The sequence below is a fragment of the Mesorhizobium sp. M6A.T.Cr.TU.014.01.1.1 genome (assembly GCF_004022765.1).
GTDB classification, from domain to species: Bacteria; Pseudomonadota; Alphaproteobacteria; order Rhizobiales; family Rhizobiaceae; genus Mesorhizobium; species Mesorhizobium mediterraneum.
The window spans coordinates 1-18,724 of the sequence record NZ_RZPG01000020.1 but is presented as its reverse complement, the minus strand read 5'-3'; the positions used below and the strand labels follow the sequence as shown (position 1 = coordinate 18,724).

Annotated in this window: 16 protein-coding genes; 7 read left to right on the top strand and 9 right to left on the bottom strand. The window is 62.7% G+C overall.

The features are described from left to right. Positions 1 to 14: 14 nt before the first annotated feature. Genes EN885_RS21785 through EN885_RS21775 form a run of 3 tightly spaced genes read left to right on the top strand, consistent with a single transcriptional unit; the run spans position 15 to position 6,105 of the window. Positions 15 to 2,468, top strand: a complete 2,454-nt coding sequence (locus EN885_RS21785; protein WP_128242670.1) for an FAD-dependent oxidoreductase — start codon at positions 15 to 17, stop codon at positions 2,466 to 2,468. After that, complete coding sequence (locus EN885_RS21780) at positions 2,468 to 3,649, top strand: pyridoxal phosphate-dependent aminotransferase (RefSeq protein ID WP_128242671.1); 1,182 nt, start codon at positions 2,468 to 2,470, stop codon at positions 3,647 to 3,649. The genes EN885_RS21785 and EN885_RS21780 overlap by 1 nt, the downstream gene beginning before the upstream one ends. Further along, positions 3,646 to 6,105, top strand: coding sequence for an FAD-dependent oxidoreductase (locus EN885_RS21775; protein WP_164897891.1), 2,460 nt, complete (start codon positions 3,646 to 3,648; stop codon positions 6,103 to 6,105). Before EN885_RS21780 ends, EN885_RS21775 begins: the two co-directional genes overlap by 4 nt. A 213-nt stretch (positions 6,106 to 6,318) precedes the next feature. Here EN885_RS21775 and EN885_RS21770 read toward each other — a convergent pair whose 3' ends face one another. From EN885_RS21770 to EN885_RS21735, 7 genes are all read right to left on the bottom strand, one after another. Beyond that, positions 6,319 to 6,906: an NAD(P)H-dependent oxidoreductase gene (locus EN885_RS21770; RefSeq protein ID WP_128242672.1), complete on the bottom strand. Its 588-nt coding sequence runs from the start codon at positions 6,904 to 6,906 to the stop codon at positions 6,319 to 6,321. Further along, entirely contained in the window at positions 6,906 to 7,487 is a 582-nt protein-coding gene (locus tag EN885_RS21765; RefSeq protein ID WP_128242673.1) for an NAD(P)H-dependent oxidoreductase, read from the bottom strand. The genes EN885_RS21770 and EN885_RS21765 overlap by 1 nt, the downstream gene beginning before the upstream one ends. Before the next feature lie 206 nt (positions 7,488 to 7,693). After that, a complete protein-coding gene (locus EN885_RS21760) occupies positions 7,694 to 9,091 on the bottom strand; it encodes an FAD-binding oxidoreductase (RefSeq protein WP_128242695.1) in 1,398 nt (465 codons plus the stop codon). Beyond that, positions 9,091 to 10,392, bottom strand: coding sequence for a cytosine deaminase (locus EN885_RS21755; RefSeq protein WP_128242674.1), 1,302 nt, complete (start codon positions 10,390 to 10,392; stop codon positions 9,091 to 9,093). The genes EN885_RS21760 and EN885_RS21755 overlap by 1 nt, the downstream gene beginning before the upstream one ends. Positions 10,393 to 10,578: 186 nt before the next feature. Next, entirely contained in the window at positions 10,579 to 11,430 is an 852-nt protein-coding gene (locus EN885_RS21745; protein WP_128242675.1) for an ABC transporter permease, read from the bottom strand. Continuing rightward, positions 11,417 to 12,247, bottom strand: a complete 831-nt coding sequence (locus tag EN885_RS21740) for an ABC transporter ATP-binding protein (protein WP_128242676.1) — start codon at positions 12,245 to 12,247, stop codon at positions 11,417 to 11,419. Before EN885_RS21740 ends, EN885_RS21745 begins: the two co-directional genes overlap by 14 nt. A 9-nt stretch (positions 12,248 to 12,256) precedes the next feature. Next, positions 12,257 to 13,261 carry an ABC transporter substrate-binding protein gene (locus EN885_RS21735; protein ID WP_128242677.1) on the bottom strand — a complete coding sequence of 335 codons (1,005 nt, stop codon included), beginning with the start codon at positions 13,259 to 13,261 and terminating at the stop codon, positions 12,257 to 12,259. 357 nt (positions 13,262 to 13,618) lie between these two features. Here EN885_RS21735 and EN885_RS21730 point away from each other — a divergent pair, with 357 nt between their 5' ends. The 3 genes from EN885_RS21730 (at position 13,619) to EN885_RS21720 (ending at position 15,740) form a co-directional block, all read left to right on the top strand. Continuing rightward, positions 13,619 to 14,002, top strand: a complete 384-nt coding sequence (locus EN885_RS21730) for a RidA family protein (RefSeq protein WP_128242678.1) — start codon at positions 13,619 to 13,621, stop codon at positions 14,000 to 14,002. Between the two features lie 221 nt (positions 14,003 to 14,223). Continuing rightward, entirely contained in the window at positions 14,224 to 15,027 is an 804-nt protein-coding gene (locus tag EN885_RS21725) for a creatininase family protein (protein ID WP_128242679.1), read from the top strand. 158 nt (positions 15,028 to 15,185) lie between these two features. Next, positions 15,186 to 15,740 carry a GNAT family N-acetyltransferase gene (locus tag EN885_RS21720; protein ID WP_128242680.1) on the top strand — a complete coding sequence of 185 codons (555 nt, stop codon included), beginning with the start codon at positions 15,186 to 15,188 and terminating at the stop codon, positions 15,738 to 15,740. Positions 15,741 to 15,746: 6 nt separating this feature from the next. Here the strand turns inward: EN885_RS21720 and EN885_RS21715 are convergent, their stop codons facing one another. Both EN885_RS21715 and cobD read right to left on the bottom strand, forming a co-directional pair. Beyond that, complete coding sequence (locus EN885_RS21715) at positions 15,747 to 16,256, bottom strand: tyrosine phosphatase family protein (protein ID WP_128242681.1); 510 nt, start codon at positions 16,254 to 16,256, stop codon at positions 15,747 to 15,749. A gap of 116 nt (positions 16,257 to 16,372) precedes the next feature. Further along, the gene (gene cobD / locus EN885_RS21710; protein WP_095486742.1) at positions 16,373 to 17,413 is read right to left on the bottom strand and encodes a threonine-phosphate decarboxylase CobD; all 1,041 of its coding nucleotides are present in this window, start codon (positions 17,411 to 17,413) and stop codon (positions 16,373 to 16,375) included. Here cobD and cbiB point away from each other — a divergent pair. Then, positions 17,412 to 18,380 carry an adenosylcobinamide-phosphate synthase CbiB gene (gene cbiB / locus EN885_RS21705; RefSeq protein WP_128242682.1) on the top strand — a complete coding sequence of 323 codons (969 nt, stop codon included), beginning with the start codon at positions 17,412 to 17,414 and terminating at the stop codon, positions 18,378 to 18,380. The genes cobD and cbiB overlap by 2 nt on opposite strands. Positions 18,381 to 18,724: the final 344 nt, after the last annotated feature.

The following is an 18,724-nucleotide window of genomic DNA, read 5'->3' as shown; positions in this document are numbered from 1 at the left end:
GTTTGGAGAAGAACATGGCCGGTTTGCCGACCACGGCACGTGTGGTGATCATCGGAGGTGGTGTCGTCGGCGCCTCCTCGCTCTACCATCTCGCCAAGGCGGGCTGGACCGACTGCGTGCTCCTGGAAAAGAACGAGCTCACCTCCGGCTCGACCTGGCATGCGGCCGGCAACGTGCCGACCTTCTCCTCCTCATGGTCGCTGATGAACATGCAGCGCTATTCGACCGAGCTTTATCGCGGACTGGCCGATGCGGTCGGCTATCCCATGAACTACCACGTCACCGGCTCACTCAGGCTGGCCCATACGGCCGAGCGCATGCAGGAGTTCCAGCGCGCCAAGGGCATGGGCCGCTATCAGGGCATGGACATCGACGTGGTCGGGCTCGACGAGATCAAGCGCCGCTACCCGTTCATCGAAACGCATGAGCTGAAGGGCGCGCTCTACGATCCGAGCGACGGCGATATCGACCCGGCGCAGCTGACCCAGGCGCTGGCCAAGGGCGCCCGCGACATGGGTGCGAAGATCATCCGTTTCTGTCCGGTCACCGGCGTGCGCCGCGAGAAGGACGAGTGGGTGGTCGAGACCGCGCAGGGCGAGATCCGCTGCGAGATCGTCGTCAACGCCGCCGGCTACCGCGCGGCCGAAGTCGGCAAGATGTTCGGCCGCGACGTGCCGATGATGGTGATGAGCCATCAATATATCCTGTTCGAGGAAATCCCCGAACTGGCCGCATGGTCAAAGGAGCAAGGCAAGAAACTGCCGCTGCTGCGCGATGTCGACACCTCCTATTATCTGCGCCAGGAAAAGAACGGCATGAATCTCGGCCCCTATGAGCGCAATTGCCGTGCGCATTGGGTCGGCCACAATGACCCAATGCCCGATGATTTTTCGTTCCAGCTGTTCCCCGACGATCTCGACCGGCTGGAGGACTATCTGGCCGATGCCGTCGCCCGCGTGCCTATCCTCGGCACCGCCGGCCTGTCAAAAGTCATCAACGGCCCGATCCCCTACGCGCCGGACGGCAACCCGCTGATCGGCCCGATGCCCGGCGTGCCCAACGCCTTCGAGGCCTGCGTCTTCACCTTCGGCATCGCTCAGGGCGGCGGCGCCGGCAAGGTGCTGGCCGAATGGGTGACGGAGGGCCAGACCGAATGGGACATGTGGTCCTGCGATCCGCGCCGCTTCACCAGCTTTGCCTCGGCCCCGGATTACTGCATCGCCAAGGGCATGGAGATCTACGGCAACGAATACGCCATCCAATTCCCACGCCATGCCTGGCCGGCTGGACGCGACCGCAAACTGTCACCGATCCACGATCGCATCAAGGCGCTCGGCGCCTGCTTTGACGCCTATAATGGTTGGGAGCGCGCCACTTGGTACGCGCAAGCCGGCGACGACGTCTCGGAAGCCGCGACGCTGACCTTCCGCCGCGACGGGCCCTGGCAGCATCGCGTCCGCGAAGAATGCCTCGCCGTGCGCGACGCCGCCGGCATTTTGGACCTGCCTGGCTTCTCCCGCTTCAACCTCGACGGCCCTGGCGCTGCCGAATGGCTAAGCCAGCAGGTCACCGGGCTGGTGCCGAAACCCGGCCGCATCGGCCTCGTCTATTTTGCCGACGACAAGGGCCGCATCGTCACCGAAATGTCTGTCGTGCGTCACGATGAGAACCTGATGACGCTGATAACCGCCGCGGTGGCGCAGTGGCACGATTTCGAGTGGCTGAAATCACGCATGCCGAAGCATGCGACATTCAAGCTGATCGATCGCACAGAGGAATATTTCACGCAGATCGTCGCCGGACCCAACTCGCGAAAAATCCTCGCCGATATCTGCGCCGCCGACCTTGCTCTGCCCTGGCTCACGCATCAGGAAACGACAATCGCAGGCCGCTGGGCGAGGCTACTGCGTGTATCCTTCGCCGGCGAACTCGGCTGGGAAATCCACACCAAGATCGACGACACCGCCGCGATCTTCGATGCCGTCTGGGCGGCCGGGCAGAAGCATGGCCTGAAGCCGTTCGGCATGTACGCGCTGGATTCGCTGCGGCTCGAAAAAGGCTATCGCGCCTGGAAGGGAGACCTGTCGACCGACTACTCGATCCTGCAGGGCGGGCTGGAGCGCTTCGTCAAATGGGACAAGCCGGATTTTCGCGGCAAGGCGGCGTTGCAGAACGAGAAGCAGCAGGGTGTCAAGAAACGCTTCGTCACGCTGACCGTCGAAAATCCCGGCGACTGCGATGCGCCCACCATGTCGACGCTGTGGCATGACGGCGAGATCGTTGGCGAGACAACATCCGGCGGCTGGGGTCATCGCATCGACAAATCGATCGCGCTCGGCATGCTGCGCGCCGACCTCACCGAGCCGGGAACCACGGTCGAGGTTGAAATCTTTGGCGAGCGCTTCAAGGCGGTCGTACAGAACGACGAGCCGCTGTGGGATCCGAAGAACGAGAGGCTAAGAGCATAATGCCCAGACCATCATCGCGTATTTCCGGCATCGTACCTTCCGGCAAGGATGGCTGGGAGGTTCATTCCGCTGCCTGGGCACGCAAGGAGGCCGGCGAGGACATCATCATGCTGTCGGTCGGCGACCATGATTTCGATGCGCCGGGCCAAACCATCGAAGCCTGCGTGACAGCGGTTCGCGCCAGCAACCACCACTACACCCCGCTTCCCGGCATTCCGCGCCTGCGCAAGGCGATGGCGGCGGCCTCGACCCTCTGCACCGGCGTTGCGACCAACCCCGACCAGGTCATCGCCACGCAGGGTGGACAGGCGGCACTCTACGCTGCCGTGCAGGCCGTGCTCGACCAGGGCGACCACGCCATCGTGGTCGCGCCCTATTACGCCACCTATCCAAACACCTTCAGTGCGGCGGGCGCGGAATTCACTGTCGTCGAGACGCCGGCCGAGGATGGTTTCCAACCCCGCGCGGACATGATCCGCGCCGCCCTTCGCCCGAACACGCGGGCCATCCTCATCAACACACCGAACAATCCGACCGGCGCCGTCTATTCGCGGCAGCATCTTGAAGAGCTGGCGCAGATCTGCCGCGAGCATGACCTCTGGCTGCTGTCGGACGAGGTCTACTGGACGCTGGGTGGTGGCGAGCATATCTCGCCCCGCGCCCTGCCCGGCATGGCCGAGCGCACGCTCGTCATCAACTCGATGTCCAAGAGCCATGGCATGACCGGCTGGCGCATGGGCTGGCTGACCGGCCCCGAAACGATGATCTCGCTGCTGATCAACCTCAATCTGGTGACGACCTATGGTTTGCCGGCCTTCATCAGCCTCGCTTGCGCCGAGGCGCTGGAAAACGGCTACGGCGTCACGGAGATTGCCGAACGCTATGCTGCAAGGCGCAGCGTCGTCCTCGATGCCATGCGCGGCATGAACAACGTCACCGTGCGCGGTTCCGAAGGCGGCATGTATGTCATGCTCGACATATCGGCTCTCGAGCCCGACGACGAGAAGTTCGCCTGGGCTCTCCTCGACAAGGAAAAGGTCGGCGTGATGCCCGGCTCAAGCTTCGGCGAGGCGGCCGCCGGCCATATTCGCGTCAGCCTCTGCCAGCCCGAGGCGGTGCTTTTGGAAGCAGCCCTTCGCTTGCGCCGTTTTGCTTCCAGCTATCGCCGTGAGGCTGCATGAGCGCCCTGCCCGCCAAAACCATTCCTCCCAAAGCAAGGGCTGTCATTATCGGCGGCGGTGTCTCCGGCTGCTCGGTCGCCTACCATCTGGCCAAGCTCGGCTGGACCGATATCGTGCTGCTCGAACGAAAGCAGCTGACATCGGGCACGACATGGCACGCCGCCGGCCTGATCGGCCAGTTGCGCGGCTCGCAGAACATGACGCGGCTGGCGAAATATTCGGCCGACCTCTACGTCAAGCTGGAAGCCGAGACCGATGTCGGCACCGGCATGCGCCAGGTCGGCTCGATCACCGTGGCGCTGACCGAGGAGCGCAAGCACGAGATCTATAGGCAGGCGTCTCTCGCCCGCGCCTTCGACGTCGACGTGCGCGAGATTTCGCCTGGTGAAGTCAAGGAGATGTATCCGCATCTCAACATTTCCGACGTGGTCGGCGCCGTGCATCTGCCGCTCGACGGCCAGTGCGACCCGGCCAACATCGCCATGGCGCTGGCCAAGGGCGCGCGCCAGCGCGGTGCGACCATCGTCGAGAACGTGAAGGTCACCAAGGTCCATACCAGGGATGGCCGCGTCACCGGCGTTTCCTGGGCGCAAGGCGACGAGCAAGGCATGATCGAGGCCGATGTCGTCGTGAACTGCGCTGGCATGTGGGCGCGCGAGCTGGGTGCACAGAATGGCATCACCATCCCGCTGCACGCCTGCGAGCATTTTTATCTCGTCACCGAGCCGATCCCCGGCCTGACCCGCCTGCCGGTGCTGCGCGTGCCGGACGAATGCGCCTACTACAAGGAAGATGCCGGCAAGATGATGCTCGGTGCCTTCGAGCCGGTGGCGAAACCTTGGGGCATGGATGGCATCCGTGAGGATTTCTGCTTCGACCAGTTGCCCGAGGATTTCGAGCATTTCGAGCCGATCCTCGAAATGGGCGTCAACCGCATGCCGATGCTGGCCAGCGCCGGCATCCACACCTTCTTCAACGGTCCCGAGAGTTTTACGCCCGACGATCGCTACTATCTCGGCGAGGCGCCGGAGCTTTCCGGCTATTGGATGGCGACCGGATATAATTCCATCGGCATCGTCTCCTCCGGCGGCGCCGGCATGGCCCTGGCGCAATGGATCAACGATGGCGAGGCACCCTTCGATCTGTGGGAGGTCGATATCCGCCGCGCCCAGCCGTTCCAGAAGAACCGCCGTTACCTCAGAGAGCGCGTCTCCGAGACGCTCGGCCTGCTCTACGCCGACCATTTCCCGTACCGCCAGATGGCGACTTCACGGAACGTGAGACGCTCTCCCCTACACGAACATCTGAAGGCGCGCGGCGCGGTGTTCGGCGAAGTCGCCGGCTGGGAGCGCGCCAACTGGTTCGCCCGCGAAGGCCAGGAGCGCGAATACCGCTATTCCTGGAAGCGGCAGAACTGGTTCGACAACCAACGCGACGAACATCTGGCGGTCCGAAACGGCGTCGGCCTGTTCGACATGACCTCGTTCGGCAAGATCCGTGTCGAGGGCCGCGACGCCTGTGCCTTCCTGCAGAAGCTTTGCGCCAACGACATGGACGTGGCGCCGGGCAAGATCGTCTACACCCAGATGCTCAACCAGCGCGGCGGCATCGAGAGCGACCTCACCGTCTCGCGGCTGTCGGAAACGGCGTACTTCCTCGTTGTGCCCGGCGCGACGCTGCAGCGCGACCTGGCCTGGCTGCGCAAGCACCTCACCGATGAATTCGTCGTCATCACCGATGTGACCGCTGCAGAAGCCGTTCTCTGCCTCATGGGCCCGGATTCAAGGAAGCTGATTCAAAAGCTGAGCCCGAACGATTTCTCCAACGAAACCAATCCATTCGGCACGTTTCAGGAGATTGAAATCGGCATGGGACTGGCCCGTGCTCACCGCGTCACCTATGTCGGCGAGCTCGGCTGGGAGCTTTATGTCTCGACCGACCAGGCCGCCCATGTCTTCGAGGCAATCGCTGAGGCTGGCGCCGAAGTCGGCCTAAAACTCTGCGGTCTGCACACGCTGGATTCCTGCCGCATCGAAAAGGCCTTCCGGCACTTCGGCCACGACATCACCGACGAAGACAATGTGCTGGAAGCAGGCCTCGGCTTCGCGGTGAAGACCGCCAAGGGCGATTTTCTTGGCCGCGATGCCGTGCTGAGGAAAAAAGAAAGCGGATTGAACCGGCGCCTGGTGCAGTTCCGCCTGAGAGACCCTGAGCCGCTGCTCTTCCACAATGAGGCAATCCTGCGCGACGGCAAGATCGTCGGCCCGATCACCTCAGGCAATTACGGCCACCATCTCGGCGGCGCCATCGGGCTCGGCTACATCGAGTGCCAGGGCGAGAGCGAGGCGGATCTGCTGTCGTCGTCCTACGAGATCGAGATCGCCGGCGAGCGCTTCGCCGCCGTGGCATCGCTGAAACCGATGTACGATCCGAAAGCGGAACGGGTGCGGATGTAAGGGGCACCCTTCCCTTCTCCCCTTGTGGGAGAAGGTGGCCTCGCGAAGCGTGGTCGGATGAGGGGTGTTGGACGGATCGCTGCGCCGAAAAGCTAAGCGCCTCGAAACGGTTGATTTTCCCATGGCCTCGTTTCTTCCAGCACCCCTCATCCGTCTCGGCGCTGCGCGCCGATCCACCTTCTCCCACAAGGGGAGAAGGTAATTTCTGCCGGCTCAAAACCGTTCCAGCTTCCTTCTTACTTTCTCCAGAAATGCCGCCCTCGTCTTTGGCGTCGACGCGTCCATCAGGTAGTGGGCCAGAAAGAACGTTCGGCAGCGGGTGGCGCAGAGCGCCCGCATGCCGCGCAGGATTGTCTTGCGTCCCGGCTGTCCGACGACCACGCTCCACCAGGTCGGTGCGCCGCAGGTCGTGATTACCCCGATCTTCGTCACATGCCTCATCAGCGACTGAATCCGTCCCTTGCCCGCTGGAAGCGTAAAGGCGACGTCGGTCGCCCAGACCCGGTCTAGCCACCCCTTCAGCATTGCCGGCAGCCCGTACCACCATGTCGGGTAGATGAAGAGGATTGCCTGGGCCCAGTTGAGGTGGTCGATGTGCGGCTTGAGCGCCGGGTCCTGCGGGGCGTGCTCATTGTAGGAGCGTCGCTCGCCGCAGCCCATGACCGGATTGAAATTCTCCGCATAGAGGTCGAGCAGCCGCACCTCCCAGCCCCTCGCCTTCAGCACCTCGATGGCACTATCCCGGATCGCGGCGCAAAAGCATTCGGGCACAGGATGGCAGTAAACCACCAGGACCCGCATCAGAAGGCATCCATGCTGGCGGCGACCTTCGCCATGAATCTTTTCCGCGTTTCATCGGTCGACAGGTTCATCGAGTAATGCGCGAGATAGGAAACGGAGGCGCTTGGCTTGACCGTGGCGCGCAACACACGCTTGACCAGCTTTCGCGGCGGGTCGCGCATCAGCATTGCATGGAGCCGGCTGCCGCCATAGGTGGTGACCGCCGCCAGCTTGCGGATGTTGTGCAGCGACGGCTTCACCTTGCCGTCGACCAGCTTGAACGACACGCCAGGCAGGAAAACGCGGTCGAAGAACCCCTTCAGGATCGCCGGATAGCCGTAGTTCCACACCGGGAATGACAGCACCAGCGCCTCGGCCTTTTGCAGCCTCTCGATATAAGCGGCCGCCGGATCAGCGGCGCCGCGCTCGTCGTGATAGCTGACCCGTTCGGCGCGCGTCAGCCTGGGATCGAAATTCTCGGCATAGAGGTCGCAATCGTCGACGGCATGGCCAGCGGCCGTCAGCCGCTCGACGATCACCTTGTGCAAACCGGCATTGAAGCTGGCCTCGACCGGATGGGCGTAGAGCACGAGGATTTTCATTGAAGTGCTCGCAGGTTGGCGCGAGGCACTCCCCTCTGCCCTGCCGGGCATCTCTCCCTCAAGGGGGGAGATTGGCCGTCACCATCGGTTTTGCCAAACACCAACGCGGCAAGGGGATCGAGGCGTAGAAACTGCCAATCTCCCCCCTTGAGGGGGAGATGGCCGGCAGGCCAGAGGGGGGTACAGCGCCACACGCTCGTCATCGTTCAACCCGCCTTCTCCAACCCCTTGAACAGGAACGACTTGCCCGAGCGATAGTCGTAGTCCGGGTTTTCCCAGGCGATCATCTTGCCGGGATTGAGCAGCCCTTGCGGATCGGTCTCGCGCTTGAAGGCGAGCTGCACCTCGTCCGTCTGCTTCATGCCGCCCTCTTCCAGCGTGTAGCGGTGCGGATTGAAGACCCAGCAGCCATTGTCTTCATGGATGCGGATGATCTCGTCGAGCCGCTCCGCTGTCGTGAAGCGGACCAGCGGCAGTCCGGCCACGCCGATCGCGCCATCGAAGCGGATGAATTCGAGATGCGTCGGCACCTCGTCGCCGAAGCGATCGATCATCGCCTTGACGTAAGCGAGGTGATCCGGCGAGGGATAGCGGGTCTGCAGATAAGTAATCGTCGGGTCGACCCTGATGGCACGCAGCGTCGTGTGGTTCCAGGTCAGCTCATAGGCCGGCGGCAGGCCTTTGAGATCGGCCTCCTTGTCGGCGCGGAAGACGATCTCGCCCTTGCTGCGTGCGGTGAGGGCGACAAAGGCATCCATCGCATGCGACGCGATCATGCAGACGACGATGCTTTGCTCGCGCCGGAAGAATTTCTGGTGCCGCTTGAAATAGTCATAGGGGATCGGAGCGGCGATCGGCGTGATCAGTTTCGCCAGAATGCCATCCTGGATGGCAAGACCATTGCCGAAACCGGCTGCATCCATGAAATCGTCGAAGCCGACTATGACATCGATCCAGTCGTAGCTTGCGGTCAGCGGCATCTCGACCTCGGTGATGATGCCGTTGGTGCCGTAGGCATGCATGACCTTCAGCACCTCCTCGCCGGTAAGATCCATGATGCGAGGCTCCGCCTCCATCGTCACGGTCCTGAGCCTGATGACATTGCCGAGGTCGCGCAGCCCGCCCCAGCGGATCGAGCCAATGCCGCCTGAACCGCCGGCGACAAAGCCGCCTATACTCGCCGTGTTGTAGGTTGACGGCGACATCCGAAGCTCCTGTCCGGAATGCGCCCGCGTCGCTCTGTCGATGTCGGCAAGCACGGCACCCGGCCCGGTCACGACGCGGCCCGGCGCAATCGTCTTGATCGTATTCATCTCGGCAAGGTTGAGCACGACGCCGCCGGACAGCGGCATAGCCTGCCCATAATTGCCGGTGCCGCTGCCGCGCGGCGTCACAGGAATGCCATGCCGGTGGCAGGCGGCGAGCACGCGGATCACCTCGTCTTCCGTCTTCGGCGTCACGATCAGGTCGCCGGTCACATGGTCGAGCTGCTGCTTCAGCACCGGGCTGTACCAGTAGAAATCGCGGCTCTTCTGCTGGACGATCGCCGGATGGTCGTCGATCTTCAGGCCGTCGAGATCGCGCTTCAGCGCCGAAATGTCCATCATTTCTCCATCAGATCATCGAGTTCGGCATAGTCGGGCAATCGGCGCTCGATGGCGCGGCCGTCCCGCACCACGGTGCGATCCGATTCAGGCCGCGACAGCAATTCCGTCCAGCTCCGCCCCTTGAAGACGACGAAGTCGGCCGCGCCGCCGGCGGCAAGCGTGCCGAAACCATCGAGCCGCATCACCTTGGCCGGTGTTGCAGTCACCGCTTGTGGCCAGTCGCCGACTGGGTGATCGAAATGCAGGATACGCGTCGCCATGCGATAGACTTCCAGCATGTCGAGATCGCCATAGGCGTAGAACGGATCCCGGGTGTTGTCGGAGGCGACGGCCACCGGAATGCCGCGCGCTTTCATCTCGTGCAGCAGCGTCACGCCGCGCCAGCGCGGTGTGGTGTTGTCGCCGCGCCGGTCCTGCAGATAGAGATTGCACATCGGCAGCGACACCACGGCGAGCCGCGCCTTCGCCACCTTGTCCAGCGTGTCCAGCACATCGAGATCGGGCTGGCGTGCCAGCGAGCAGCAATGGCCGACAAGGATGTTTCCCTCAAAACCGTTCCATAGTGCCGCCTCGGCGATCTTCTTCAGCGAGATCGCCGAGGCGGCGTCGGTCTCGTCGGCATGGAAATCGAGGTCGAGGCCATGCTTGATCGCCTGCGCAAACACCTGGTCGAGAAGCTCTTCCAGGTCCGGCAGCATGTAGGTGACGACGCCGAGCACGCCCTTGGCCGCGGCGACGCGTTTGGCCAATCCTTCGAACCATTTCCTGTCGCGCACGCCTTCGATGCCGAGCAGACAGGCCGCCTGCAGCTCGATGCGGCCGCGCCATTGCTCCCGCATCGTCTCGAACACCGGCCAGGAGATCTCCTCCTGCGGCGCGACGCTGTCGAGATGGGTGCGCAGGCCTTTGGTGCCGTGCGCGTACGCTGAGCGCAGCGAAAAATCCATGCGGCGGGCAACATCGTCCGCGCTCCAACGGGCAGCGCGGTCAGCGCCGGTGGCATTCAGCGCGCCCATGAACGTGCCGTCGGGATTGGGTTTTCGAGGCCAGATATGGCCCTTGTCGATATGGGTGTGGCAGTCGACAAAGCACGGCATGACGATGCGGCCGCCGAGGTCGATCGTGCCTGCCGGTGTATTGGACTGGCGATGCGCGACGACGCTGGAAATCCTGCCGTCGGCGACGGCGATATCGGCGAGCGCAAAGCCATCGGCGTCGAAGGCTGCGGCAAGGCCCGGCGTCAGTGACGCATGAAGTCGGACGTTCGCAAGATGATAAGAACCAGAGGCCGGTATCAAGCCTTACCCCCCTCTGTCCTGCCGGACATCTCCCCCTCAAGGGGGGAGATTGGCAGCTTCGACCGAGGCGCTTCCTTTGCCGCGTCCGAGATTGGCGAAAACAAAACATGCAGCCGATCTCCCCCCTTGAGGGGGAGATGTCCGGCAGGACAGAGGGGGGTGTTTCGCGCAGACATTTCACCCACCTTACCGCTCCTGCTTCAGCGCGCTTTCGTGCCAGCGCCGCAGGATCAGATGCGAGATCAGCGACAGCACCAGGAAGATCAGAATGCCGGTGAACGAGATCAGGATCAGCGCCGCGAACAGCCGCGGTGCGTTGAGCCGGTAGCCGGCCTCGATGATGCGCGAGGCAAGCCCCGACGACTGGCCGGTGGCCCCGGCGACGAACTCCGCCACCACCGCGCCGATCAGCGACAGGCCGCCGGCGATCTTCAGCCCACCAAGAAAATAGGGCATCGCCGCCGGCAGCCTGAGATAACGCAATTGCTGCCAGCGGGTCGCGCCGTTGAGCTTGAACATGTCGCGCAGATTGCGGTCGACGGAATTGAGGCCGAGTGTGGTGTTGGACAGGATCGGGAAGAAGGCGACGATCCAGGCACAAAGCAGAAGCTTCGTCGTCTGGTTGTCGACGTAGATGTTGATCAGCGGGAAGATCGCGACGATCGGCGTCACCTGCAGGACGATGGCGAACGGGAAGAACGACATCTCCACCCATTTCGATTGCGCGAACAGCACCGCCAGCCCGACCCCGCCGACGACGGCGAGTAGCAGGCTGAGGAAGGTGATCCTGAGCGTCACCAGCAGCGACGAGAACAGCAGCCCGGCATCGTCGAACAGCGTTTGCAGCACCACACCGGGGCGCGGCAGGATATATTTCGGAATGTCGTTCCAGACGCAGACGCGATCCCACAGCCAGATCGCCAGGATCATGATCGCCAGCGGCAGCACCCATCGGCCGATCTGCTCGAGCCGCTCCTGGCGCACGCGACGCGCCTCCTCGGGGTCGAGCGTCAGTGCGTGTTCTTCAATGGCCGTCATGAGGGGGTCCGGCGGTTGAGTTGATGGCGCCGATCAGCACATCGGATGCCTGGCGGCAGAGCGCGGCATAGTCGGGCGAGGTACGGAAGGTCTCGTTGCGCGGATAGGGCGCATCGATGGCGAGTTCTTTGAACACTCGGCCCGGTCGCGCCGCCATGACGACGACGCGGTTGGAGAGGAAAACGCTTTCAAAGACGCTATGGGTAACGAAGACGACGGTGAAACGCTCCTCCTGCCACAGCTCCAGAAGATCGTTGTTGAGCTTGAAGCGGGTGATCTCGTCCAGTGCCGCGAACGGCTCGTCCATCAAAAGAACGCGCGGCTTGGTCACCATGGCGCGGGCGATCGAGACGCGCATCTTCATGCCGCCGGACAGCTCGCGCGGCACGGCATTCTCGAAGCCGGTCAGGTGAACCCGCGCCAGCATCTCCATCACGACAGGCGCAGCCTTAGCCCGCGACACGCCCTTCAACCGGAGCGGCAGCCAGACATTGTCGAAGACATCGGCCCAGGGCAGCAAAGTCGGCTCCTGGAAGACGAAGCCGATGTCAGGGCGATCGACAGAGCTGCTGCCGCGCCAGTCGAGCAGCCCAGAGGTCGGCGTTGCAAGACCCGCGATGAGGCGCAAGGCCGTCGACTTGCCACAACCGGACGGGCCGAGAAGGCTGAGGAAGTCGCCTTCCCGGATCGCCAGGTCGACGTCGCTGAGCGCTGTCACGCCATTCGAAAAGACCTTGCCGACGCCGCGCAGCGCCAGCAGCATCGGACCTGTGCCCGATGCGCTTGCCGGCGCTTGCGCCACTTTCTCCTGCATCATGCCCGGGTGCTATTTCTTCAGGTCGATCCCGACGCCCTTGTTGACGAAGGCCAGCGTGTAGGACTTCTTGATGTCGATATCGGCCGGCACGACCTTGGCCTTGACCATTTTATCGTAGAAGCTCTGGATACGCGCGTCGGTCATTGCGCCGATGCCGAGTTTTTCCGTGTCGCCGGAATCGACGATGCCGAATTTCTTCATCTGCTCGATCGAAAACGCGATCTGCTCGTCGCTGATGTCGGGATTGTCCTTCTTGATCGCCGCATTGGCGGCAGCGTTGTCACCGTAGAGGTAGTTGTACCAGCCCTTGGCCGAGCCATCGACGAAGCACTGAACCACCTCCGGCCGCTTGTCGATCGTGGCCTGCATGGTCTCGATCGTCGTCGCATAGGTGTCGAAGCCGTAGTCGGCGAGCAGGAACAAATTTGGCTGGAAGCCGCCTTCCTTGGCGACGGCATGGGGCTCCGAGGTCACGTAGCCTTGCTGGATCGATTTTGGATTGGCGATGAAAGGTGCGGGGTTGAAGGTGTAGGGCACGCGCTTGGCCGGATCGAAGCCGAATTCCGTTACCATCCATTGGAAGAAGCTCTGTGCACCTTCGTCAGCGATGATGTACTGATCCGCGTTCTTCAGATCCTCCCATTTATCGAGCCCTTGACCTGGATGGGCCATGATCACCTGCGGCTCTTTCTGGAAGGAGGCAGCGACCACGCGCAGCGGAATCTCCTGCTGGACGGCGTCGAAGGCCTGCAGCATGTTGCCGCCCATATAGAAGTCGATCTTGCCGGCGAGCAACAGCGGCCGCCCGCTGACCTGCGGGCCACCTTGCATGATCGTTACGTCGAGCCCGCAAGCGGCATAGGTGCCATCCACCGCGGCCTGATAGTAGCCGCCGTGCTCGGCCTGGGCGAGCCAGTTGGTGCCGAAGGTGACCTTCTCATTTGCTGCCGCGCTCAGCGTGCTCGCGGCAACCAGCACGATCGCACCAGCCGAAATCTTAAGTTTTCCGTCCATCCGCACCACCCTTTGTTGGCTCGGGCGCGTCACGCGCCGAGCTCGACACCATCGATTCAAGAAGCAAGACACATGCCATCGCCGGGACCGCCCGCTTGCGCAACAGTCGTGCGCGAAGGCCGGACTGGTCATGCTGTACCGGAAGCATCGTGCCTATTTTTTGAACGCCTGTCCACAATCGCCCTGATAACATGCACTGCATCTTGAAGGTTCGCCTAATCCGGCTTTAGAGCGACGTGCGCCCAAGTGGACGCACAAAGTACGCTCTAAAATTTTTGAGTCTTCGCATCGTGCTTTCCGAAAATCGATCCCGATTTTCGGGCCGATGCGATAGGCTGGCGGAGACTGGAGATTGTCATGTTCAAATTCCTGACGCCGAAGTCGATCAAACCGCCTTTTGCCCGCTACAGCCATGGCGTCGAGGTGCCGCCCGGCAAGAGGCTGGTGCTGTGTTCTGGCCAGGTTGCCATCACTCTGGACGATCAGATCCCGGAGGATGCCGGCGCACAGGCTGAACTCTGTTTTCAGAACATATCATCGATTCTCGGCGAGGCCGGGCTTGGACTCTCCGATATCGTCCGCATCAACGCCTATGTCACCGACCGCGCTTTCCTGCGGCCCTATATGGACGTCCGCGACCGCCTGTTCACCAGCCCGGCACCAGCATCGACGCTGATGATCGTGTCCGGTTTCGCCCGGCCCGAATTCAAGGTCGAGATCGAGGTCATCGCGGCAGGGTGAGGAACTAGCCGAAGGGTACGAATCGACAGGCCAGCGATCTCAAGTTACACGACAAAGGTTGGTGCCGCCCCTCATCCGCCTGCCGGCAACCTTCTCCCCTTATAGTGACGGGGAGAAGGGGCACTGCCGCAACGCTGGCGATCCCCCTCTCCCCGTTCTTCACGGGGAGAGGGTAAGGGTGAGGGGCAGCGCAAACGCGCATTCAGTCTTCGAGGTTCACAATGGCCGTTCCAAATAAACGCGTGTGGTGGGGCGATTACCGGACCACCGAATACGCCACCATCGACCCGGAGGCGACGATCGCCGTTCTGCCGGTGGCAGCGATCGAACAGCACGGCCCGCATCTGCCGGTTTCGACCGACACCTCGATCATGAACGGCATGCTCGACACGGTGATCGCCCGCCTGCCGGGTGATCTCGACATTCGCATCCTGCCCGTCCAGGCGGTTGGCAAGTCGAACGAGCACCTGCATGCGCCGGGGACCCTCACTCTGCCGGCGGCAACCTTGATCGAGGCCTGGACCGAGCTTGGCCTGTCGATCGCGCGGGCCGGCATCAGGAAACTGATCGTCGTGAACTCGCATGGCGGCAACGAGGAGATCATGGGCATCATCACGCGCGAATTGCGCGTGCGCGCAAAGATGCTGGCGGTGAAGACGAGCTGGCAGCGCTTTGGCCGGCCGGCCGGCATGTATACCGCGCTTGAGGATCGCCACGGCATTCATGGCGGCGATGTCGAGACCTCGCTGATGCTGCATTTCCGGCCGGATCTGGTCGACATGGCAAAGGCCGACAATTTCGTGTCCAATGTCGCCCGCGCCGAAAAGGAATTTTCGCTGCTGCGCCACACCGGAACGCACGCCTTCGCCTGGATCGCTACCGATCTCAACCCGAACGGCGTGGTCGGCGATGCCAGCATTGCAACGGCCGAAAAGGGCAGGCTTACCGCCATCCATCAGGCCGACGGTTTCATCAGCCTGTTGAAGGACGTTCGCAAGGCCAAGCTGGTCGATTGGCTGGCCTAGGGGTGTTTCTCAGGTCAAGGTGAGCCAAAATGCGGATTTCTGCACACGCCGCGCTTGAGGTTCAAGGCAGACAGCCACTTTTGATGGCGCTAGTTTCCAGACCGTGCGTAAAGCAAAGTATCGCCGGTTGCTTCTAGTCTCACATCCATGGGTGCGCGATGGTTGTCGTCACAAAGGCACTGACCCTTGCTGACTTCCATGAAGCCGGCGCACTCATCGCGGAGATGGGCCAATGGGACGTTGCACAATGCGGCGTGCACGGACTTCCGTCCGAAGATGTGATTTCCGCCTACTATTCTGACGATGCCGCGAGCTTGTTGGAGAAATGCACCTCGCCCAGCACAGGCATGTACCTCGCTCGGGCTGGCTCTGTCGCCTTAGGTTGCGTCGGCTACGTCAGTCATGGAGATGTTGCCGAGATCATTAAGCTCTTCGTGCGTCCGGAAGAACGAGGAAAAGGCGTAGGCGCCCGCCTACTTGCGACGGCGCTCGATGCTATCGAGCAGTCCAGGTGCCAAAAGGTGAACCTAGTGACAGTTTCATTCATGACGAATGCAATCACCCTTTACCGCCAGTTCGGCTTTCAAGAGTGCGAACCGTTCGAACCGGCACCGAAGGGCTTGGAGGAAGCTACGCGGTACATGGAAAGGGTGATCAATAGCTTGGATGAAAACAGGCGCAGCCCATCCAGATCGGGATGGATCAGGTTCTGACCAGAATCAGCCGTCGATCTTCAGCGCGAACGGCGTGCCTTCGAAGGCGTCCGCACCGCGCCCAATCGCCTCGATGGCGCGGCTCATGCGGCCGTTGCGATCAAGCAGCGCGTCGGCAACTGCGATCAGTCGCGGATTGGGCGTCGCCGTCGGCGATAGCGCCCGCAGCGTCTCAGCCAACTCGACCTCGTCGCGCTTCGGCGCCAATGCGGCCGCGATGATGTAGGCCGAGGCCGTCGAACGGCTGATGCCGGCATAGCAATGTACGACCAGCGGCCTCGCACGATCCCATCGGCGCGCAAAATCGAGCAAGTCACGGACATGGATTTCGCCCGGCATGGTCATGCCGTCCTGCGCCACCGCAATGTCGTGCATGACCAGATGCAGATGGTTTTCCCTGATGATCGAGGCCGGGCGCGTCACCTCGGTACCGGCAGCCAGCAGGGAAAGCAGCCGCTCGGCGCCGGTTTTCGCGACCGTTTCCTCGACCTTCGACAGCGAACAGACATGGATCATTGCTTGGATCTCCTAATGCATGTCGCGCAAAAGTGCGCAGCGGTTTTGCGACAACGACATGCATAAAAACAAGAACTTAAAGCGCGTCGCATGAATCCGTTCAAATGCGACGCGCTTTAGGCGTTATCGTCGCGCTGTTGCGCCCAGTCGGCAAGAGCCGATTCGAGCCGCTGCCATTCTTCCTCCGGACCCGGCAGCCCGGCGCGCAGCACATGCGGCCGGCCGGAGAAATGACGAAGCAGGATGCCACGCTCGCCAAGTGCCGAAAACAGGCCGGCGGCGTCCGTCAGCCTGACATAGCGGAACAGCGTGGTGCCGCCGGCGACAGGCACGCCGAAGCGGCCGAACAGCGCATCGAGCCGCGCCGCATCCTCGGCCAAACGGCGTCGCATCTCGGCCTGCCAACCGGTGTCGGCAAGTGCGCGGATCCCATATTCGAGCGCCGGTCCGGCGACCGCCCATGGCCCGAACTGCGCCTCCAGCCGCTCGACCGTCAGCGTGTCGGCCAGTGCAAAGCCAAGCCGCAGCCCGGCGAGGCCAAAGAACTTGCCGAAGGATCGCAATACGACGATGCCGCCTTGCTCGACATCGCCGGTCAGGCTTTCGCCCAGCGGACCGACATCCATGAACGCCTCGTCGACGACCAGCAACCCGCCTCTGGCGCGCAATTTTCCCGCAAGCGCAAGCAGCTTCTTGCGTTCGATGATGCGCCCGTCTGGATTGTTGGGGTTAACGACGATGGCAAGGTCGGCTCCTGCCAGGGCTTCGAAATCATCGACCTCCATCACAGCATGGCCGGCGATCGCCGCTGCCCGCTGATGTTCGGCGTAGGTCGGCCCGAGCACCAGCGCCTTACCGGGGCTCGCCAGCGAGGCGACGCGCGGCAACAGGATCTGGGTGCCAGGCGCCGACATCACATGCGCTGCCGATGGCGAGCCATAGGCGCTTGCCGCGACGTCGGCCAACTCGCGGGCGCGCGCGGCTTCCGGCAATCTCGACAGGGCGGTGGCGGGCAACTCGAAAAACGGATAGGAGTGCGGATTGATACCGGTCGAGAGGTCGACGAAGGGTTGTGGCGCGTGCGGGAAAAGCGCTCTCGCCCGGCCAAGGCTTCCGCCGTGATCCACCACTGTCGCCGCTCCATCAAGAGACTTCATGTCGATCCTGATCGCTTTCCTGTCACTGGTTGTTGAATTCGCTGTCGGCTACCCGGCCTGGCTGTTCGGCGCCATCGGCCATCCCGTCACCTGGTTCGGCAGGCTGATATCCTTTCTCGACCGCAGGCTCAACCGCGATACTGATTCCGACGCCCTGCGTCGCCGGCGCGGTGTTCATGCGCTGCTGATCATCGTGCTGGTGCCGGCCGCCATCGCTTTCGCAGTTGAAACCATGCTTTCGGGCATTCCAGCCGGATTGATCCTCACGGCGATTCTGGCGACGTCGCTGCTGTCGCAGAAGAGCCTGGCCGAGCATGTCGAGGCGGTGGCCGACGGGTTGGACAATGGCGGACTCGATATCGGCCGTGTTGCCGTCTCGCGGATCGTCGGCCGCGATCCGGAAAAGCTCGACAGATCAGGTGTCTGCCGCGCGGCGATCGAAAGCCTGGCCGAGAATTTTTCCGACGGCGCCGTCGCGCCCGTCTTCTGGATCGGCGTCGGCGGCTTGGCCGGCGGCGTCGCCTACAAGGCCGCCAACACCGCCGATTCGATGATCGGCCACCGCACGCCGCGCCACGAGGCCTTCGGCCGGGCGGCGGCGCGCTTCGACGATCTGATCAACCTGCCGGCGTCACGGCTGACCGCGCTGCTCATCGTGGCTGCCTCTTTCTTCGTCAAAGGCGCCGATGCCGGCAACGCCTGGCGCACCGTGCAGCGCGACGCGAAAAAGCACCGCTCGCCCAATGCCGGCTGGCCTGAGGCAGCGATGGCCGGCGCGCTTGGCCTGGCGCTCGCCGGCCCGCGTTCCTATGACGGCGTCATGGTCGACGATGCATTCATGGGCGAAGGCGGCCGCCGCGATGCGGAAAGCATCGACATCAGGCGGGCGCTGAAACTCTACCGGACGGCCGACCTTCTGCTGATCGCGCTGTTCGGCCTGCTGTCGGCGATCGTCATCGCTGCGTGACGTTTAATCCGGTCGAGATCGGCTAAAACAAAAAACCCGCCTCAAAGGCGGGTCGCTGGCGCAAATCTGCACCATGAATAAATTCCTAGCATAACTGCCGTCACAAAGCAATTGATTTCGGGCCACGACGTGGCCAATCGCTTCAGGTTTGCGCTGCCCTCACTCTTACCATTCCGGGGCGAGCCGCTTCGTGCGGCTTTCCCTTCTCCCCTTGTGAGACCTTTGCACAGAAGCCGAACGGTGATTCTGTGGTGAAGGTTGGAGCAGGGAGATTCGGGATGGCGGATCGTGTTTTGGGTCAGTTGAGTCTGGCGGACGGTCTGGCGGCGTCGGATGAGACGATT